Raw genomic sequence first — 16,758 nt, 5'->3', positions numbered from 1 at the left:
GTGAATCAAGTTATATGTTTTAGAGCGTTTCCAAACTGATGCCGTGCCGGGGGCTGCGATGAATTCCATGAATACCAATTACTCCATCCGTGACGAAATCCGCGACTTCTGGTCGGAACGGGCGGCGACCTTCGACCAAAGCGTCGGCCATGAAATCTTTTCGGAAGCGGAGCGGAAGGGCTGGCAGCGGCTGATCAAAAAACATCTCGGCGAGGGCGAAGGGCGCGCAGCCCTCGATCTTGCTTGCGGCACCGCCGTGATTTCGCATCTGATGAACGATGTCGGCTTCAAGGTGACCGGGTTGGACTGGTCGGATGCGATGCTGGCGCAGGCGCGCGCCAAGGCGAAGAAGCGCGGCACCGATATTCGTTTCGTTTCCGGCGACGCCGAAAACACCATGGAGCCCAAGGACAGCTACGACGTCATCACCAACCGCCATCTCGTCTGGACGCTGGTCGATCCGGCTTCGGCCTTTAAGGAATGGTTCTCGGTATTGAAGCCGGGCGGCAAGGTGCTGATCCTCGACGGCAATATGGGCAAGGAAACTTGGGTCAAGGGCCTGCAGAAGCTGTGGACAAAGGTGACCGGCAAACCGCCGGCGAGCCACATGTCGCCGGAGATGATGGCGCGGCACCAGAAGATCCGCTCACGTGTGCATTTCTCCAGCCAGATGCCGGCCGAAGCAGTCGTCGACCTTCTGCGCCAAGCCGGCTTTACGGATATTGTCGTCGACCGCAAACTCGCCGATATCCATTGGGCGCAGGCGCGCAAGATGCCGTTCCTGTGTGGGCTGGAGCGCATGGTGCAGGACCGGTTTGCGATTTGTGCGCGTAAGCCTGGGTGATGGGGTGGGGTTGTCGATGAAGGGCGCGGCGTGCTCCCTCTTCTCCCCAGCGGGGAGAAGGTGGCCCGAAGGGTCGGTTGAGCATCTGTGTTTGGTGTCAAGGTGGATTTGGTGTCCAGATGCGGTTTTTGGTGATGAGGGTATTTGCGAGCACGATGAGCTTTCGCATGACGGCGACGAGGACGACCTTATTGGGTTTTCCGGCCTTCTTCAGTCTTTCGGCGAAGTGCGCGAGGTCCGGGTTGTGACGGGAGGCGGACAGGGCGGCCATGTAGATGGCGTTCCTGGGTGCGGGGCGTCCGCCCCTGATGGCGCGATGTCCGGCCCGCTCGCCGCTTTCGCAGGCGAGCGGCGCAAGGCCAGCCAGCATGGCGGCCTGCTTGCCGGAGCAGGCGCCAAGTTCGCAAAGGCCAGCGATCAGGCTTGCGGCGGTGACGGCTCCGATGCCGGGAATGGAGATGAGGATGTCGAGGCGGCGGCGCATCTCGGGCTCGGCGCCGATGCTCCGCTGGATTTCGGCATCCAGTCTTGCGATATGGGTGTCGAGCGCGGCAAGCCGGCGCGTCAGTTCCTTGCGCAGGAAGGCGGTCACGGCCGTCTTCATCCGGTTGGACAGGGCGGTGCGTTCACCGTTGGCCGCAGATCGGGCATTGACCAGTTCCTGCAGGGCTTCCAGGGCTTGGTCCTGCGGTGGGGTCTGTGCGGGCTTGAGGGCTTCTCCCATGATGGCCAAAAGCCGCGCATCGAGCCGATCGGTCTTGGCGAGAAAGCCGCAGGCTTTGGCAAACAGCCGGGCGCGCAGCGGATCGACGACCGACACGTAAAAGCCATCGGCATGCAGAGAACGCTGAACGGCGCGATGCCACTTGCCGGTCGCTTCCATGACGATATGCAGCGTCGAGCGCGGCATCTGGTCAAGCGCATCGAGCTCCCGCTTGAGGCGGCGCAGGCCGGCCGTGTCGTTGGCCACCCGAAAACTCCGGCCGAGAGGATGCAGATGAATGTCCAGCCACTCTTTACAGACATCGATACCGACATAAACTGTCGCTATCGCGGTGCGTTCGGACGATACCTTGCCTTGCATACGGGACCTGCTCCCCACTATCTGTTCAGGACAAACGCGAAGGACGGGCGGACCAGGCTCATCCCCGGTTCAAGCCAAGGGGGTTACGGTCCCGCCCGTCCGACCTCTGGGGGATGGCCATCCCCCAGAGGTCGCACCCATCATCAATGGATGCAGTTTGAACATGCAAGGGGGCCACTCGGCACAGCGTTGATTGCTCTTCGCTTGCGCTCAGCGCATTCGCTCCTGTCGTCGCTCACCCCCTCATTTGCCCTGAAGGGCATCTTCTCCCCACTGGGGAGAAGAGAGGAGGGAGTCTGCCGCACCGTATCCCGGCCCTTCGCATGGCTCAGGGCGTTCGAAGCTGCAATCGATTCACTGGATCGATTGCTCCCGCTTTGCGGGACCGCATCTCACCCCCCAGTGACACTCATATGCCGCGCGACCGCGGGGCGGTTATGCGTGCGGTCGATGATGAAGTCGTGGCCTTTGGGTTTGCGGGTGATGGCTTCGTCGATGGCAGTGCGGAGGAGGGCGTCGTCTTCGGTGGCGCGGAGTGCGGCGCGGAGATCGGCGGCGTCGTTCTGGCCGAGGCACATGTAGAGCGTGCCGGTGCAGGTGAGGCGGACGCGGTTGCAGCTTTCGCAGAAATTATGGGTCATCGGGGTGATGAAGCCAAGGCGGCCGCCGGTTTCTTCGACCCTGACGTAACGCGCCGGGCCGCCGGTCTGGTAATCGATGTCCGCAAGGGTGAACTGCCCTTCGAGATCGGCGCGCAGCTTTGAAAGCGGCAGATACTGGTCGGTGCGGTCTTCTTCGATCTCGCCCATCGGCATGGTTTCGATGACGGTGAGATCCATGCCGCGGCCATGGGCGAAGCGCAGCAGCTCCGGCATCTCGGCATCGTTGAAATCCTTCAGCGCCACGGCATTGAGCTTGATCTTCAGCCCGGCTTTCTGACCCGCGTCGATGCCTTCCATGACCTTGGCGAAATCACCCCAGCGGGTGATCTTGCGGAACTTGTCGGGGTCGAGCGTATCCAGCGAGACGTTGATCCGGCGCACACCGCAATCATAGAGCTCCTCGGCATGGCGGGAAAGCTGCGAGCCGTTGGTGGTCAGCGTCAATTCGTCGAGGCCGGAGCCGATCTTCTGGCCGAGCTGGCGCACCAGATACATGATGTTCTTGCGCACCAAGGGTTCGCCGCCGGTCAGCCTGATCTTGCTGACGCCCTTGGCGATGAAGGCGGAACAGAGCCGGTCGAGCTCTTCCAGCGTCAAAAGATCCTTCTTGGGCAGGAAGGTCATATTCTCCGCCATGCAATAGGTGCAGCGGAAATCGCAGCGGTCGGTGACGGAGACGCGGAGATAGGTGACCGCCCGCCCGAAGGGGTCGATCATCGGGTGTGCACCCGCCACCAGCGGCGATGCATTGCCTATCGTTCCGACTCTGGTGTTCACCTGTATCTCCGTACTCTCATCAATGTGGGCATATGCTATTGTCGCGTCAAGGGAAACAGCCCGCGCGAGCATGCCAATTTCAGCTTGCGCTGAAAAAGATCAGCGCCTACTCCTCGCATGAGAAGAGGACAAAATGATGAGCGATATCTGGCCGATCGAACTTCGCGTCTCGAAAGATAGGCAGCGGCTGGTGGTGACCTTTAACGACGGCCAGAGTTTCGACCTGTCGGCCGAACTCTTGCGCGTGCTGTCGCCCTCCGCCGAGGTGCAGGGCCATGGGCCGGGGCAGAAGGTGACGGTGCCGGGCAAACGTAATGTCGCGATCATCTCCATGATGCCGACCGGCAATTACGCGGTCCGGATCGGCTTCGACGACATGCACGATACCGGCATCTACACGTGGACTTATTTGCGCGAGCTCGGCGAACGGGGCGCTGAGCTGTTTTCCGCCTATGAGGACGAGCTGAGTGAAAAGGGCATGAACCGCGACACGGCGGAGAAGCCGCGCTGACGGCCATCAGAGTATCGCTATCACTTTCAAGCCACGCATAATTTCAGCCATCGGGGGCCATATGGCGAAGACGAACGGAAAGAATTGGCTGCGCGCCAAGGGCAGCGCCAGCGGCAACAAGGTGACCTTCCTCGAACTGTTTTTCGATCTGGTCTTCGTCTTTTCGATCTCGCAGCTTTCGCATGCGCTCGCTGCCCACTACACGCCGCTCGGTGCCGCCGAAGCGGCGCTGATGACCTTCGCCGTCTGGTGGGTGTGGATTTTCACCGCCTGGGTGACGAACTGGCTCGATCCGGACAAGATGCCGGTGCGCGGGATGCTGGTGGCGCTGATGATGCTCGGCCTGCTGCTGTCTGCCTCGATCCCCGAGGCTTTCGGCGACAAGGGACTGCTGTTTGCCGGCGCCTATGTGGCGATGCAGGTCGGGCGCTCGCTGTTTGCGACCTATGCGATGACGCGCGTCGACCGCGCCAATACGCTGAATTTCATCCGCATCACAACCTGGCTCGCGGTATCGGGGGTCCTCTGGATCGCCGGCGGGCTGCTCGAGCATGAAGCCCGGCTGATCGCCTGGGCGATTGCGTTGACGATCGAATATGCCGGGCCGGCCGCGGGCTTTGCCGTGCCGGGGCTCGGCCGCTCGACGGCGCGGGACTGGGACGTTTCCGGCGCGCATATGGCCGAGCGCTGCGCGCTCTTCGTCATCATCTGCCTCGGCGAAGCAATCCTCGTTTCCGGCCGCACCTTTTCGGAGCTGCCGTTCTCGGGGCTGACCGGCGTCGTCTTCGTCACCGCCTTCGTCGGAACGGTCGCCATGTGGTGGCTCTATTTCCGATTTGGACACGGGCGTGCCGCCCACCGCATCGAGCATTCAGAGACACCGGGCCGCTTGGCGCGGCAGGCCTTCACCTATGGGCATATCCCAATTCTTGCCGGCATCATCGTCCATGCGGTGGCGGTTGAATTCATGTTCTCGCATCCGCACGAAACCGGAGATCTCGGCATCGCCGCCGCGGTGCTCGGCGGTTCCGGCCTGTTCCTGATCGGCAACCTCTGGTTCAAGGGCGCGACCAGCGGGCGGATGCCGCTCTCGCATCTCGCAGGTCTCGTGCTGCTGATCCTGCTTGCCTTTGCCGCGCCATTCATCGAGGTGTATCTGATGGGCATTCTGGCGACGCTGGTGCTGATCGTCGTCGCCGCCTGGGAATACCGCTCGCTGACCGGTACGCAGGCAGCTCCGACGCTGCATTGAACATCAGTCCTCGTCGCGCTGATCTTTCAGCAGCACAGTGATGATGCGCTCCATCGAATCGGCGGTCGCCATGCATTGCGTTATTGGCTCGTTCGACAGCACGCGGTCGATGAGGCCGGTCTGGATGGCCATGGCTTCCTCACTCAGCTTTCGACCCGCTGGCGTCAAATAGAGGCGCAGCACGCGCTTGTCGCGCTCGTCATCGCGGCGAAGGATCAGGCCGCGCTTCTCCATCTGCGGCAAGAGCATGCTCATATTGGAGCGGCCGACCAGCAGTTTGCGCGCCAGCTCCTGCTGCGAGATGCCTTCGAAACGATAGAGATTGACCAGGATATCGAGGTGCGGCGGCTTGATGTCGAGATCGGCAAGCGAGCGGGCAAGAGATTGTTGCATCAGCTGGCAGGCGCGAGCCACCGCGATCCAGCTGCGAAAACGCGGATGATCCCAGGGAAGGGATTGATTTTTGTTCATCGTTGTACTTTATTGTTCAGTGTTGAACAGTCTTTTGGAATCCCACTATGGCAAACTTTGCGCTTGACGTCACCCGCCTCGGGTTTTCGCTGCTGCAGGCGGTTTCGCCTGATCTGGCAGGCAGAGCGGCGTTCCGCTTGTTCTGCCGGACGCCATCGGCAAAGCCGAAGGGAGCAAAGGCGAAAGCGGCGCATGTGGCGGGCGCGGTCCGGCTTGCCGATGCCGAACGTTTTACCCTCCGGCTCGCCGGCGGGCGCCAAGCGCATGCCTATCGGCTGAACGGCGGTGCGAGGGGCAAACGCAAGCGTTATCTGGTGACGCATGGCTGGGGATCGAGCGCGGCCTATATGGCCGAACTCGTTTCGATGCTTTCGGCGACAGGCGCGGAGGTCGTGGCGCTCGATTTTCCCGGCCACGGCCGCTCGGGCGGGCGCTTCCTGCATATGGGGCTTGCGGTCGAGACGATCGCGGCGGCCGAGGCGCGCTTTGGCGCATTCGATGCGACGATCGGTCATTCCTTCGGCGGTGCGGCGCTAATGGTCTCAGCGGCAGGCCTCCTGCCTGGCGTGGCGCCTTTTGGCGGCGACCGCCTGGTGCTGATCGGCGCGCCGAGCGAGATGGGCTGGCTGTTTACCGATTTCGGCCGGATGATCGGCCTTCGCCCTGCGACGCAAGCGGCGCTGGAGAACGAGGTCCATCGCGTCACCGGACGGAGACTTGAGGATTTCGACGCCGGCGAGGCGGCGGGCGCCATCGGCCGGCCGGTGCTCGTCATCCATGCCGAGGACGACAAGGAAGTGTCGTCTCTCCATGCCAGGCGCTATGGCGCGGCGGGGAAGGGCGTTCGGCTTCTCTGGGCGAACGGCTTCGGCCACCGGCGCATCATCGGCGCCGCACCGGTTCTTGCCGCGATCGCGGCTTTTCTCGGCGGCGATCAGGGCGTGGGTGAAGTACCCGACGAAAGCATCAAAAAAGATGCGGAGATCATTCCGTTTTTTGAGCTTCCGGCAAAACGCGCGGCATTGTAGCGTCCGTCGCGAAGATCAAGCCGCGGCGGAACGCCTCATGAAAATCATCAGCAGCATCGAAGAGCTCAATACGATCTATGGCGCCGGACTTTCGCCGGCCTCGGTAACCAAGGTGACGAAGCAATTGACCCCGCTCTATCGGGAGATGATCGAGATCTCACCGTTTGCGGCGCTTGCGACCGTCGGGCCGGAAGGGCTCGATTGTTCACCGCGCGGCGATCTCGGCGGCGTGGTGCGCGTCGCCGACGACGAGACGCTGCATCTGCCGGATTGGCGCGGCAACAACCGGGTCGATTCGCTCTCCAACATCGTGCGCGATCCGCGGCTGGCGCTGATGTTCCTGATCCCCGGCTCGAACACGACGATGCGCATCAACGGCCGCGGCGTCGTCTCCGACGATGAGGCGCTGCTTTCGAGCTTCGAGATGGACGGCAAACACCCGCGCACCGTCGTCGTCATCTCGATTGACGAGGTCTATTTCCAATGCGCGCGCGCCGTAATGAGGGCCAAGCTCTGGAATGGAGAACACTTCGTCGATCCGGCGAAGCTGCCGACGCCCGGGCAGATGCTGAAGGCCGCAACCGGCGATTTCGACCAGGAAACCTACGACCGGGAATGGCCGGGGCGGGCGGCGAAGACGATGTGGTAAAACGCCGTTATCTTGTTGTGACGGCTCAGTTTTTTGACAAACCTCGGCCTTTACTCGACGTCATCCTCGGCCTTGTGCCGAGGATCTGCTGCACCGGTTGCAGATGCTCGGGACAAGCCCGAGCATGACGAAAGAGGAGTTGGCCGGAGTGCCAGCAGCTTGTCGCCGTCACCTGTCGGTGACAGCGTGCGTGTGGCGTGGGAGGCCCTCACGTCTTATAAATCAGCCAGCTCTTGGTGAAATCCTTCTGCATGCCGTCCTGATAGAGGATGGTGCAGTTGCGGCCGGCATTCTTGGCGCCGTAGAGCGCGATGTCGGTTTTGCTGTAGAGTTCGCCGGCATCCCCGGCGCTGGAGGCCATGCAGATGCCGATCGAGACGGTGACCGGACCGTAATTCACCCGCGTGCGGGAATTCTTGAAGGGTGTCGTCTCCAGCGTGCGGCGGATGCGCTCGGCGATGCCGGTGACTTCCTCGGGCGTGTTGCCATCGATGATGAGGGCGAACTCCTCGCCGCCGGTGCGGGCGACGAAGATGTCGCGACGGACATTGCTGCGGATGACGGAAGCGACGGTGGCGAGCACCTTGTCGCCGACTGGATGGCCGTAGGTGTCGTTTATCTTCTTGAAATTGTCGATGTCGCAGAGCAGCAGCGCCGTCACCGGCCGCATGCTCGAGTTGTCGAAGATGGCGGCGAGGCGGTCGTCGAAGGCGCGGCGGTTGGAAAGGCGCGTCAGCGAGTCGGTGTTGGCGATGCGCTTGTATTCGTCGAGTTCCTTGCGGACCTGATCCATCTCCTGCGAGCGCTGGACGACGTCCTCGACGGTGCGTTCGCCATGCGCCATAGTGTCGCCGGTCGCCTGGCTCAGGAGATCGATAGCGTTTTCGATCAGTTCGACGCTGGCATTGCTCTTGGAGGTGATGCGCTTGTGGGTCTCGCCGAGCAGTCTGGTGTAGCTTTCCAGCGAACTCTGCTCCTGCCTGAGAATGCGCAACAGGCCATCGAGTTCGCCTGATATGCGCGTATGGGCGTCGTCGAAGACACGGGCCGGGCTGTGGGTGAAGTGCTGCGCGCCGAGCGCATCGAGTTCGGCCTGGGTCACCTGGCCGCCGAGGGCCGCGAGCTCGCGGGTGAGGGTTGGATTGGAGCCGATATAGGCCTCGTAGAAGAGTTGGTAATTGCGCGGTATCGGCGCGACGCCCAGGGAGCGCATGGCATAGGTGATCTGACCCGCAACGTCGGGAACCGGCACCTTGGGCGCGACAGCCGTATTCATCCGGCGAACTCCTCATATATTCAATGGCAATATTCTATTTGTTAGCTTAAATTTCTTGGGAAAAGATTAAAGCGATATATACCAAAGATTACATACGACAAGTGCCCCATGGGGCACTACTTCGATCAGGCCTATGATTCTCCACGGAAAAACGTATCTTTAGTGGGACAGTGCATACTCGCTGAGCGGGAGCGGTGTCTGAAAAACTTACAGTTCTTCTCTGCCGGAGACCGTATTCATCTTGTCGACAGTTGGTTTTGGCCGTTTCGTATTGCAGTACCGGAATTTCGGGGTGATATTTCTTGGTGGCAAACCCGATCATAGCCTGCAAGCCAAGGCGTGAGATCGTGGAAACCCGCCGTCATATTTCTTTCGCCATCCTGACCTTCACCGTGCTCGCCGCCGGCACCTTGCTGCTGGAGCACACCGGCTTCTTTGCCGGCGCGTTCCGCACGGAGATCTTGGCAAGGGTCGATGCCGGGGATGAGGTGAGCGTGGGCGGGGCGGTGACGGCGCGGGATGTCACCGCGTCGGATAAGGTGTCCGCACGGTAGAGCAGCCGGAAACGCAGCCTGCCGTCACCCCAAATTCAGCTCCTGGAAGAAATCATTGCCCTTGTCGTCAATAACGATGAAGGCCGGGAAGTCTTCGACTTCGATCTTCCAGACCGCTTCCATGCCGAGTTCGGGATATTCGAAGACCTCGACCTTGCGGATACAGTCCTGGGCAAGACGGGCGGCGGGGCCGCCGATCGAGCCGAGATAGAAGCCGCCGTGTTTCTTGCAGGCTTCGCGCACGGCGCGCGAACGGTTGCCCTTGGCGAGCATCACCATCGAGCCGCCGAAGGACTGGAACTGATCGACGTAACTGTCCATGCGGCCGGCCGTCGTCGGGCCGAAGGAGCCGGAGGCGTAGCCGACCGGCGTCTTGGCGGGACCGGCATAATAGACCGGGTGGTTTTTCAGGTAATCGGGCATGCCTTCGCCTTTTTCCAGCCGTTCGCGGATCTTGGCATGGGCGAGGTCGCGGGCGACGATGATGGTGCCGGTCAAGGACAGCCGTGTCTTGACGGGATGTCGGGAGAGTTCGGCGAGCACCTCGGCCATCGGCCGGTTGAGATCAATGCGCACCATGGATTCCGACAGTTTCGCCTCGTCGATCTCGGGCATGTATTTCGACGGATCGGTTTCGAGTTGCTCGACGAAGATGCCGTCGCGGGTGATGCGGCCCTTGGCCTGACGGTCGGCGGAACAGGAGACGCCGAGGCCGATCGGCAGCGAGGCGCCGTGGCGGGGCAGGCGGATGACACGCACGTCATGACAGAAATACTTGCCGCCGAACTGGGCGCCGACGCCCATCTGCTGGGTCAGCTTGTGGATTTCCTTCTCCATCTCGACGTCGCGAAAAGCGTGGCCGCTCTCGGAACCTTCGGTCGGCAACTCGTCGAGATAGCGGGTGGAGGCGAGCTTGACGGTTTTCAGGTTCATCTCGGCCGAGGTGCCGCCGATGACGATTGCCAGATGGTAGGGGGGACAGGCTGCCGTCCCTAACGTCAGGATCTTCTCCTTAAGGAAGTCGATCATGCGGTCATGGGTCAGGAGCGAGGGCGTGCCCTGATAGAGGAAGGTCTTGTTGGCCGAGCCGCCGCCTTTGGCGACGAAGAGGAATTCGTAGGCGTCGGTGCCTTCCTCATAGATGTCGATCTGGGCCGGCAGGTTGTTTTTGGTGTTCTTCTCCTCGAACATCTTGATGGGCGCCAGCTGCGAATAACGCAGGTTCTTCTTCTCGTAGGCGTCCATGACGCCGCGGGCGAGCGCTGCCGTATCCTCGCCTTCGGTCCAGACCCTGCGGCCTTTCTTGCCCATGATGATCGCCGTGCCGGTGTCCTGGCACATGGGCAGCACGCCGCCGGCTGATATATTGGCGTTCTTCAAGAGATCGTAGGCGACGAAACGGTCATTGTCGGTCGCCTCGGGATCGTCGAGGATCGAGGCGAGCTGCTTCAGGTGGCCGGGGCGCAGCAGATGGTTGATGTCGGCAAAGGCGGTTTCGGCCAGCAGGCGGATCCCCTCCGGCTCGACGGTCAGGATCTCCTGGCCCTTGAACGTGTCGACCGAGACATGGTCGCCGCTGAGCTTGCGATAGGGGGTGGTATCCTTGCCGAGGGGGAAGAGATCGTCAGCCATCGAAGTGACCTTTCTGGTAGGGCGTCGCTAGATTGGAACCGGTCTAAATCCGCCGCGGGGCAAAAGCAATCAGGACCACGCGCGGCGGATGAGGCAAAGCGTCGAAATCGGTCCGACAAAAAGACGACTTCAAGTTGCCTTCTGTTCGATGCCAGTACATATTCCCGGCAGCGTTAACCTGCCGGGGCTTCCAATGACAAATGCAAAGCCAACTGCTGTCGACGACCTTCTCGTTTTTTTCGAAGACAATTGGATCCGTGGGAATCTGCTGCGCCTCTCCAGCGATCCCGAGGGAGCGGACATGTATGTTCGCTTCGTCAATGGCGTGCGTATCGACGCCAAACATGGGCCTGACCACGAAACGATCATAAGGGGCGAATACGGAACCTTCAAACTGAAACCTGACGGTCACTTCGAGTACGAGCTGGACTACACGCTCGACGTCGTGAAAAATTTAACGAAATACGATCAGCTCATCGAGAAGTTGAGCTTCAAGATGTCCGATGGCTCAGGGGGCACGGACCTCGGCGTGCTGACCCTTGCGATCGACGGCGTCAACGAAGGCGAAAAATACCACGAAATCCTGGATTTCGACGATTTGGGCGTCACATCGAGGGCCGATAATTTCTCTCTGCCTGATTATCGCAACTTTGCGCTCTCGGTGAATGGAAGCCACGAGGTGACGCTTCTGAACGGGTATGTCTATGATACCATCCCGGGTGTCGACGCCATCACCGAGGACGGTTTCAGCGATACCGTTCTATCGCCGGGTTCTGCGCCCGTAAGCTTGAAAATGCTCGATGGCGGGGAGTTCACCTTTCAGAGCGTTTCGATTGCCGAATTGTCGGCAGCGCCCTTTCACCTGACGCTCACCGCGCTGAACGACGGCCAGATCGTTTATCAGCAGGAGCTCGAGGTCACCGGCCCCACTCTCGAGGTCAATCTCGAAGACATCGAAGAAATCCGGTTCGATTTCATGGGCAATTCCGTCGTGATGGACAACTTTTCGCTTTTTGCCTTGCTATAGACTGGAGGGAGTCGAGGCGTTGCGGCATATCCCCTTCTCCCCGCGAGCGGGGGTCCGAAGGACGGGTCGAGACCTGTGGCTCGACCCCGGTTGGTGGCGGCAGCCGGATGAGGGGCTGTGGCCTATGCGACCTTCCTACTTCGGCCCGATCATCGTTTCCGGGCGCACGATCTCGTCGTACTCTTCCGAGGTCACCAAGCCGCTGGCGAGGGCCTCTTCCTTTAGCGTCGTGCCGTTCTTATGCGCTGTTTTGGCGATCTTGGCGGCTGCGTCGTAGCCGATCTTCGGGGCGAGGGCGGTCACCAGCATCAGCGAGCGTTCGAGGCCGGCCTTGATATTGTCCTCGCGCGCCTCGATGCCGACGACGCAATTGTCGGTGAAGGAGACGGCGGCGTCGGCGAGCAGCTGCACCGATTGCAGGAAATTATAGGCCATCATCGGATTGTAGACGTTGAGTTCGAAATGGCCCTGGCTGTCGGCGAAGGTCAAAGCCGCGTTGTTGCCGAAGATATGGATGCAGACCTGGGTCAGCGCTTCGCACTGGGTCGGATTGACCTTGCCGGGCATGATCGAGGAGCCGGGCTCGTTTTCCGGCAGCGCCAGCTCGCCGAGGCCGGCGCGCGGGCCGGAACCGAGCAGGCGGATGTCGTTGGCGATCTTGAAGAGGGCGGCCGCCGCCGCATTGATGGCGCCGTGCGAAAAGACCATGCTGTCATGCGAGGCGAGCGCCTCGAACTTGTTCGGCGCTGTGACGAAAGGCATACCTGTGATGGCGGCGATCTCTTCGGCGACCTTTTCGGCAAAGCCCACCGGCGCGTTGAGGCCGGTGCCGACGGCAGTACCGCCCTGGGCTAGCTCGCAAAGGCCGGGCAGGGTCATTTCAATGCGCTTGATGGCGGAGCCGACCTGGGCGGCATAACCCGAAAATTCCTGGCCGAGCGTCAGCGGCGTCGCATCCTGGGTGTGGGTGCGGCCGATCTTGATGATGTGGCTGAATTCGGTGACCTTCATGTCGAGGGCGGCATGCAGGTGCTTCAGGGCCGGCAGCAGGTGATGGGCGATCTGCTCGGCGCAGGCGATGTGCATGGCCGTCGGATAGGTGTCGTTCGACGATTGGCTCATATTGACGTGATCGTTCGGATGCACCGGCTTCTTGGAACCCATGACGCCGCCGAGCATTTCTATCGCACGATTGGAGATCACTTCATTGGCGTTCATGTTCGACTGTGTGCCAGAACCGGTCTGCCAGACCACAAGCGGAAAATGGTCGTTCAGCTTGCCGTCGATCACTTCCTGGGCAGCCTCGACGATCGCCTTGCCGAGGGCCGGGTCGAGCTGGTCGAGCGCCATGTTGGCGCGGGCGGCGGCCTGCTTGACGATGCCGAGCGCGCGCACGATCGACAGCGGCTGCTTTTCCCAGCCGATCTTGAAATTGCCGAGCGAACGCTCGGCCTGGGCGCCCCAATATCGGTCGGCAGCGACGTCGATCGGGCCAAAAGTATCGGTTTCGGTGCGGGTTGCGGTCATCGGCCTTGCCTTCCCTTTACATGCTGTTTTCAGGCATTTTCGAAAGATGAGGTCTTATAGGTTGGAAAGTCCGACAAGAAAACTGGACGCTGTGCGAAATATTGAAATCGGCAGTCATGTTTGCGCGGGCTTTTCGGCGTGCCTTTTAAGCCACTTTGGAAATTTTATGCGTCCGGGCGTTTTCGCCGGACTGGTCTGGGGGCGAAAATTCGGTAAAAAATTAACTAATAATTTCATAATTTTGTGTGAACTGCTGGGCGGCGCCGGGCAGGATCTCCGTCACATAGAATTGAGTCCGCCGGCGCTGGCGGCGCACGCCGGTTTCTGATCAATGAGGCCCTACGCTGCTTGAATTTCGCGGGATTTGAGCTGAGAACAGCATGACACCGGGACTGGAATATATATGACCTTCGTTTTTAAAAGCGCGGCATCCGCGTTGGCAATTTCCTGCGGCGTGGCAGTGATGAGCGCCGCTCCCGCGCATGCTTACACACTGATGGATATGCTGCGCGGCGACAGGCAGCGGACCCAGAGCACTATCTTCATGGACCAGATGCCGCCCGGCCGCGTAGGCCAGCGGGGCGGCGTCGGCGGATCGCTCGGCGGGCTCGACCCGGAAGCGCCGCTGCCGAAAGTGAGCGGTCCGCGCTATTACACCTATAAAACCGAGACGCTGCAGTTCGTCGATACCGGCAGGTTCGCCGATCCGGTCGTCACCGGCGCGGTTGCCGATGTTTCGGGCAGCGGCGATGCCGCCGCCGAACCCGCCGTGCAGCGCCGTTTCCTGGCGCAGGCCAAGGTGCGCGCCAATGCCGACGTCGCAAAGGCGCTCGAAGCCTATTACGGCGACAGCCGCAATCCGCTCGTCTGGGTCGAGGGCAACCAGATCAACGACCGCGCCAAGTCGGCGATACTGGTACTTGCCGATGCGTCCTCCGTTGGCCTCGACCCGGCGGATTACGCCGTCCAGACGCCTGATATCGATCCGGCCAATCCCGATCCCGCCTTCCGCGACCGGGCGCTGACACAGTTCGAGCTCGATCTCTCGGCCAAAGTGCTGGCGTTCGTGCAGGACACGGTGCGCGGCCGCATCGATCCGAACAAGATCTCCGGCTATCACGATTTCCAGCGCAAGGTGGTCAATCTGGCCCCGGTGCTGAAGCTTGCCCGCATGAGCCCAGATGTCGACGCCTACATCGCCAGCCGCTCGCCTGATAGTCCGCAATTCCAGGCGCTGAAGGCGGAGCTTGCCAAGCTTCGCGCCGCCGACGGCGGCAATGAGGAGCGAATCGTCGTTTCGCTCGACAGGCTGCTGAGGCCTGGCGACAGCTCGCCGGAGATCGCCAATATCGTCAAGGCGATCGGCAAGCACGGTTCCGAAACGCTGAGGACCGATCATGCAGCAACGCTTGCTGCTTACGCCGGCAGCATCGACTATTCGCCCGACATCGTTTCGCTGGTCGAGGATTTCCAGAAAGAGCGTGGGCTGAAGCCCGATGGCGTCATCGGACAGGCGACGGTGCGCGCCATGACCGGCGGCGATACCAATGCCTCGAAGATCGACAAGCTCGTTGTCGCCATGGAGCAGGCGCGCTGGCTGCCGGAGGATCTCGGTTCCCGTTACGTCATGATCAACCAGCCTGCCTACATGGTCTACTACCACAATGACGGCAAGGAACAGCTGTCGATGCGCGTGGTGGTCGGCGGCAAGAATAACCAGACCTATTTCTTCGACGACGAAATCGAGACGGTCGAGTTCAACCCGTTCTGGGGCGTGCCGCAGTCGATCATCATCAACGAGATGCTGCCGAAGCTGCGCTCGGATCCGAACTATCTCGACCAGCTCGGTTATGAGGTCGAAGTGAACGGCCACGCCGTCGCCTCGTCGAGCGTCGACTGGTACGGCTCGACCAACAATGTTTCGGTGCGCCAGCCGCCAAGCAGCGACAATGCGCTCGGCGAACTGAAGATCCTGTTCCCGAACAGCCACGCGATCTACATGCACGACACGCCGTCGAAGAGTTTCTTCAAGCGCGACATGCGGGCGCTGAGCCACGGTTGCGTACGCCTTGCCGATCCGCGGGCGATGGCGGCCGCCGTGCTCGGCACGACGGTCGACGACGTCGCCAAGCAGATCGCCAGCGGGCAGAATCATGCGGTGCGTGTGCCGCAAAAGATCCCGGTCTATGTGTCCTACTTCACCGCCTGGCCGAACAAGGACGGCGTGGTGGAATATTTCGACGACGTCTACGGCCGCGACGCTTATGTCGACAAGGCTTTCGATGCGACGAGCATGGCGCGTGGGGCGCAGATCTGATAATCAGCTCTGATTAGTGATGCTGGCGGGCGGTCTTTGGGCCGCCCGGCTTGTTTTGGGGTATCTGCGTGCAAGAAATAAGAGGAGAGGACGTGCCGTGTGGCCCCCTCATCTGCCTGCCGGCATCTTCTCCCCGCCGGGGAGAAGCGGAATCGTGGCGGCGTCTCGCCCTTCCTGAAAGCGCCGTTTGTGGAAACGAGCGAAAGCAACTTGCTCTCCCTCTTCTCCCCAGCGGGGAGAAGGTGGCCCGAAGGGTCGGATGAGGGGCCGCGATCGCAAAGACATACGGCTGATCGCCACGTTTCAGACGGCAACCTTCTCCGCATATTCCCGCAACAGCGTTTCCACCAACTCCGGTGTCAACTCATCGAAATGGGTGATGATAACACCCGGATCGAGGCTTGAAACCGGCACGTCGGAATAGCCGAAAGGCACGGCGATCGACGGTACGCCGGCGTTTCTCGCCACGGCGATGTCGTTGACGCTGTCGCCGATCATCACTGTGCGGGCGATGTCGCCGCCGGCGCGTTCGATGGTGCCGGTGAGGTGGCGGGCGTCGGGCTTGCGGTATTCGAAGCTGTCGCCGCCGGTGATGGCGTCGAAATATCGGGTGAGATCGAGCTTGTCGAGCAGGCCGAGCGCCAGGCTCTCCATCTTGTTGGTGCAGACGGCGAGGCGGTAACCCTGCGATTTCAGCCGGTCCATGGCGGCGACCAGGCCGGGATATGGCTCGGTATGGCCGGGCATATTGCCGGCATAATGGGCGACGAAACGCTCGACCAGCGGCGGCAGCGCGTCGCTGTCGAGCGGATGACCGCGCAGCCGGCAGGCGCGCTCGATCATCACGCGCGCGCCCTGGCCGACGAGATGGGTGAGGTCGTCGTAACTGACCGGCTCGAGGTCAAGGGCCGCGATCGTATGGTTCAGGCTCTCGACCAGATCCACATGGGTATCGAGAAGGGTGCCGTCGAGATCGAAGACGACGAGCGCCGGGCGAGCGGGAACAGGGGTCAAGGGCATATCTCTTTGAGCGATGGTCGTCTTGAGGAGCGATGGATCGTCCTAGGGAACGATGGATCGTCCCTGAGGTAGGCGGTCGTGCGGCGGAAAGCAACGTCCGGCGATGGTTGGGAAGGCTGCAGGCCTC

The 16,758-nt window shown here is 61.3% G+C and carries 16 protein-coding genes; 9 read left to right on the top strand and 7 right to left on the bottom strand.

Features of this window, described 5'->3' with window-relative positions:
- The first annotated feature begins 58 nt into the window (after nucleotides 1-58).
- Entirely contained in the window at nucleotides 59-844 is a 786-nt protein-coding gene (locus tag BA011_RS08935) for a class I SAM-dependent methyltransferase (RefSeq protein WP_065280177.1), read from the top strand.
- 97 nt (nucleotides 845-941) lie between these two features.
- Here BA011_RS08935 and BA011_RS08930 read toward each other — a convergent pair whose 3' ends face one another.
- Nucleotides 942-1,928: an IS110 family transposase gene (locus BA011_RS08930; protein ID WP_065280176.1), complete on the bottom strand. Its 987-nt coding sequence runs from the start codon at nucleotides 1,926-1,928 to the stop codon at nucleotides 942-944.
- Nucleotides 1,929-2,320: 392 nt separating this feature from the next.
- Nucleotides 2,321-3,367, bottom strand: coding sequence for a GTP 3',8-cyclase MoaA (gene moaA / locus BA011_RS08925; protein WP_065280175.1), 1,047 nt, complete (start codon nucleotides 3,365-3,367; stop codon nucleotides 2,321-2,323).
- A gap of 136 nt (nucleotides 3,368-3,503) precedes the next feature.
- Between moaA and BA011_RS08920 the strand changes: the two genes are divergently transcribed.
- A complete protein-coding gene (locus BA011_RS08920; RefSeq protein ID WP_065282467.1) occupies nucleotides 3,504-3,878 on the top strand; it encodes a gamma-butyrobetaine hydroxylase-like domain-containing protein in 375 nt (124 codons plus the stop codon).
- A gap of 61 nt (nucleotides 3,879-3,939) precedes the next feature.
- The gene (locus tag BA011_RS08915) at nucleotides 3,940-5,130 is read left to right on the top strand and encodes a low temperature requirement protein A (protein ID WP_065280174.1); all 1,191 of its coding nucleotides are present in this window, start codon (nucleotides 3,940-3,942) and stop codon (nucleotides 5,128-5,130) included.
- Nucleotides 5,131-5,133: 3 nt separating this feature from the next.
- Here the strand turns inward: BA011_RS08915 and BA011_RS08910 are convergent, their stop codons facing one another.
- Nucleotides 5,134-5,601, bottom strand: coding sequence for a MarR family winged helix-turn-helix transcriptional regulator (locus BA011_RS08910; protein ID WP_065280173.1), 468 nt, complete (start codon nucleotides 5,599-5,601; stop codon nucleotides 5,134-5,136).
- A gap of 47 nt (nucleotides 5,602-5,648) precedes the next feature.
- On the opposite strand from BA011_RS08910, the gene BA011_RS08905 reads away from it, so the two are divergent.
- Nucleotides 5,649-6,629: an alpha/beta hydrolase gene (locus BA011_RS08905; protein ID WP_065280172.1), complete on the top strand. Its 981-nt coding sequence runs from the start codon at nucleotides 5,649-5,651 to the stop codon at nucleotides 6,627-6,629.
- A 37-nt stretch (nucleotides 6,630-6,666) separates the two neighbouring features.
- Entirely contained in the window at nucleotides 6,667-7,278 is a 612-nt protein-coding gene (locus tag BA011_RS08900; RefSeq protein ID WP_065280171.1) for a pyridoxamine 5'-phosphate oxidase family protein, read from the top strand.
- 208 nt (nucleotides 7,279-7,486) lie between these two features.
- On the opposite strand, the gene BA011_RS08895 is transcribed toward BA011_RS08900, so the two are convergent.
- The gene (locus tag BA011_RS08895) at nucleotides 7,487-8,554 is read right to left on the bottom strand and encodes a GGDEF domain-containing protein (RefSeq protein ID WP_065280170.1); all 1,068 of its coding nucleotides are present in this window, start codon (nucleotides 8,552-8,554) and stop codon (nucleotides 7,487-7,489) included.
- Between the two features lie 347 nt (nucleotides 8,555-8,901).
- On the opposite strand from BA011_RS08895, the gene BA011_RS08890 reads away from it, so the two are divergent.
- Nucleotides 8,902-9,108, top strand: coding sequence for a hypothetical protein (locus BA011_RS08890; RefSeq protein ID WP_065282466.1), 207 nt, complete (start codon nucleotides 8,902-8,904; stop codon nucleotides 9,106-9,108).
- A 24-nt stretch (nucleotides 9,109-9,132) separates the two neighbouring features.
- Here BA011_RS08890 and BA011_RS08885 read toward each other — a convergent pair whose 3' ends face one another.
- Nucleotides 9,133-10,740, bottom strand: coding sequence for a fumarate hydratase (locus tag BA011_RS08885; protein WP_065280169.1), 1,608 nt, complete (start codon nucleotides 10,738-10,740; stop codon nucleotides 9,133-9,135).
- A 193-nt stretch (nucleotides 10,741-10,933) separates the two neighbouring features.
- Between BA011_RS08885 and BA011_RS08880 the strand changes: the two genes are divergently transcribed.
- A complete protein-coding gene (locus BA011_RS08880; RefSeq protein WP_065280168.1) occupies nucleotides 10,934-11,767 on the top strand; it encodes a VCBS domain-containing protein in 834 nt (277 codons plus the stop codon).
- 135 nt (nucleotides 11,768-11,902) lie between these two features.
- Here the strand turns inward: BA011_RS08880 and fumC are convergent, their stop codons facing one another.
- Nucleotides 11,903-13,294, bottom strand: coding sequence for a class II fumarate hydratase (gene fumC, locus BA011_RS08875; RefSeq protein ID WP_065280167.1), 1,392 nt, complete (start codon nucleotides 13,292-13,294; stop codon nucleotides 11,903-11,905).
- A 61-nt stretch (nucleotides 13,295-13,355) separates the two neighbouring features.
- On the opposite strand from fumC, the gene BA011_RS41285 reads away from it, so the two are divergent.
- Both BA011_RS41285 and BA011_RS08870 read left to right on the top strand, forming a co-directional pair.
- Complete coding sequence (locus BA011_RS41285) at nucleotides 13,356-13,622, top strand: hypothetical protein (RefSeq protein ID WP_151343411.1); 267 nt, start codon at nucleotides 13,356-13,358, stop codon at nucleotides 13,620-13,622.
- Between the two features lie 75 nt (nucleotides 13,623-13,697).
- Entirely contained in the window at nucleotides 13,698-15,611 is a 1,914-nt protein-coding gene (locus tag BA011_RS08870) for a L,D-transpeptidase family protein (protein WP_065280166.1), read from the top strand.
- Between the two features lie 303 nt (nucleotides 15,612-15,914).
- Here BA011_RS08870 and BA011_RS08865 read toward each other — a convergent pair whose 3' ends face one another.
- Nucleotides 15,915-16,631, bottom strand: a complete 717-nt coding sequence (locus BA011_RS08865) for an HAD family hydrolase (RefSeq protein WP_186806523.1) — start codon at nucleotides 16,629-16,631, stop codon at nucleotides 15,915-15,917.
- Nucleotides 16,632-16,758: the final 127 nt, after the last annotated feature.

The organism is Rhizobium leguminosarum, from assembly GCF_001679785.1.
Taxonomy (GTDB): domain Bacteria; phylum Pseudomonadota; class Alphaproteobacteria; order Rhizobiales; family Rhizobiaceae; genus Rhizobium; species Rhizobium leguminosarum_R.
This window is presented reverse-complemented; position numbering and strand designations above follow the sequence as displayed.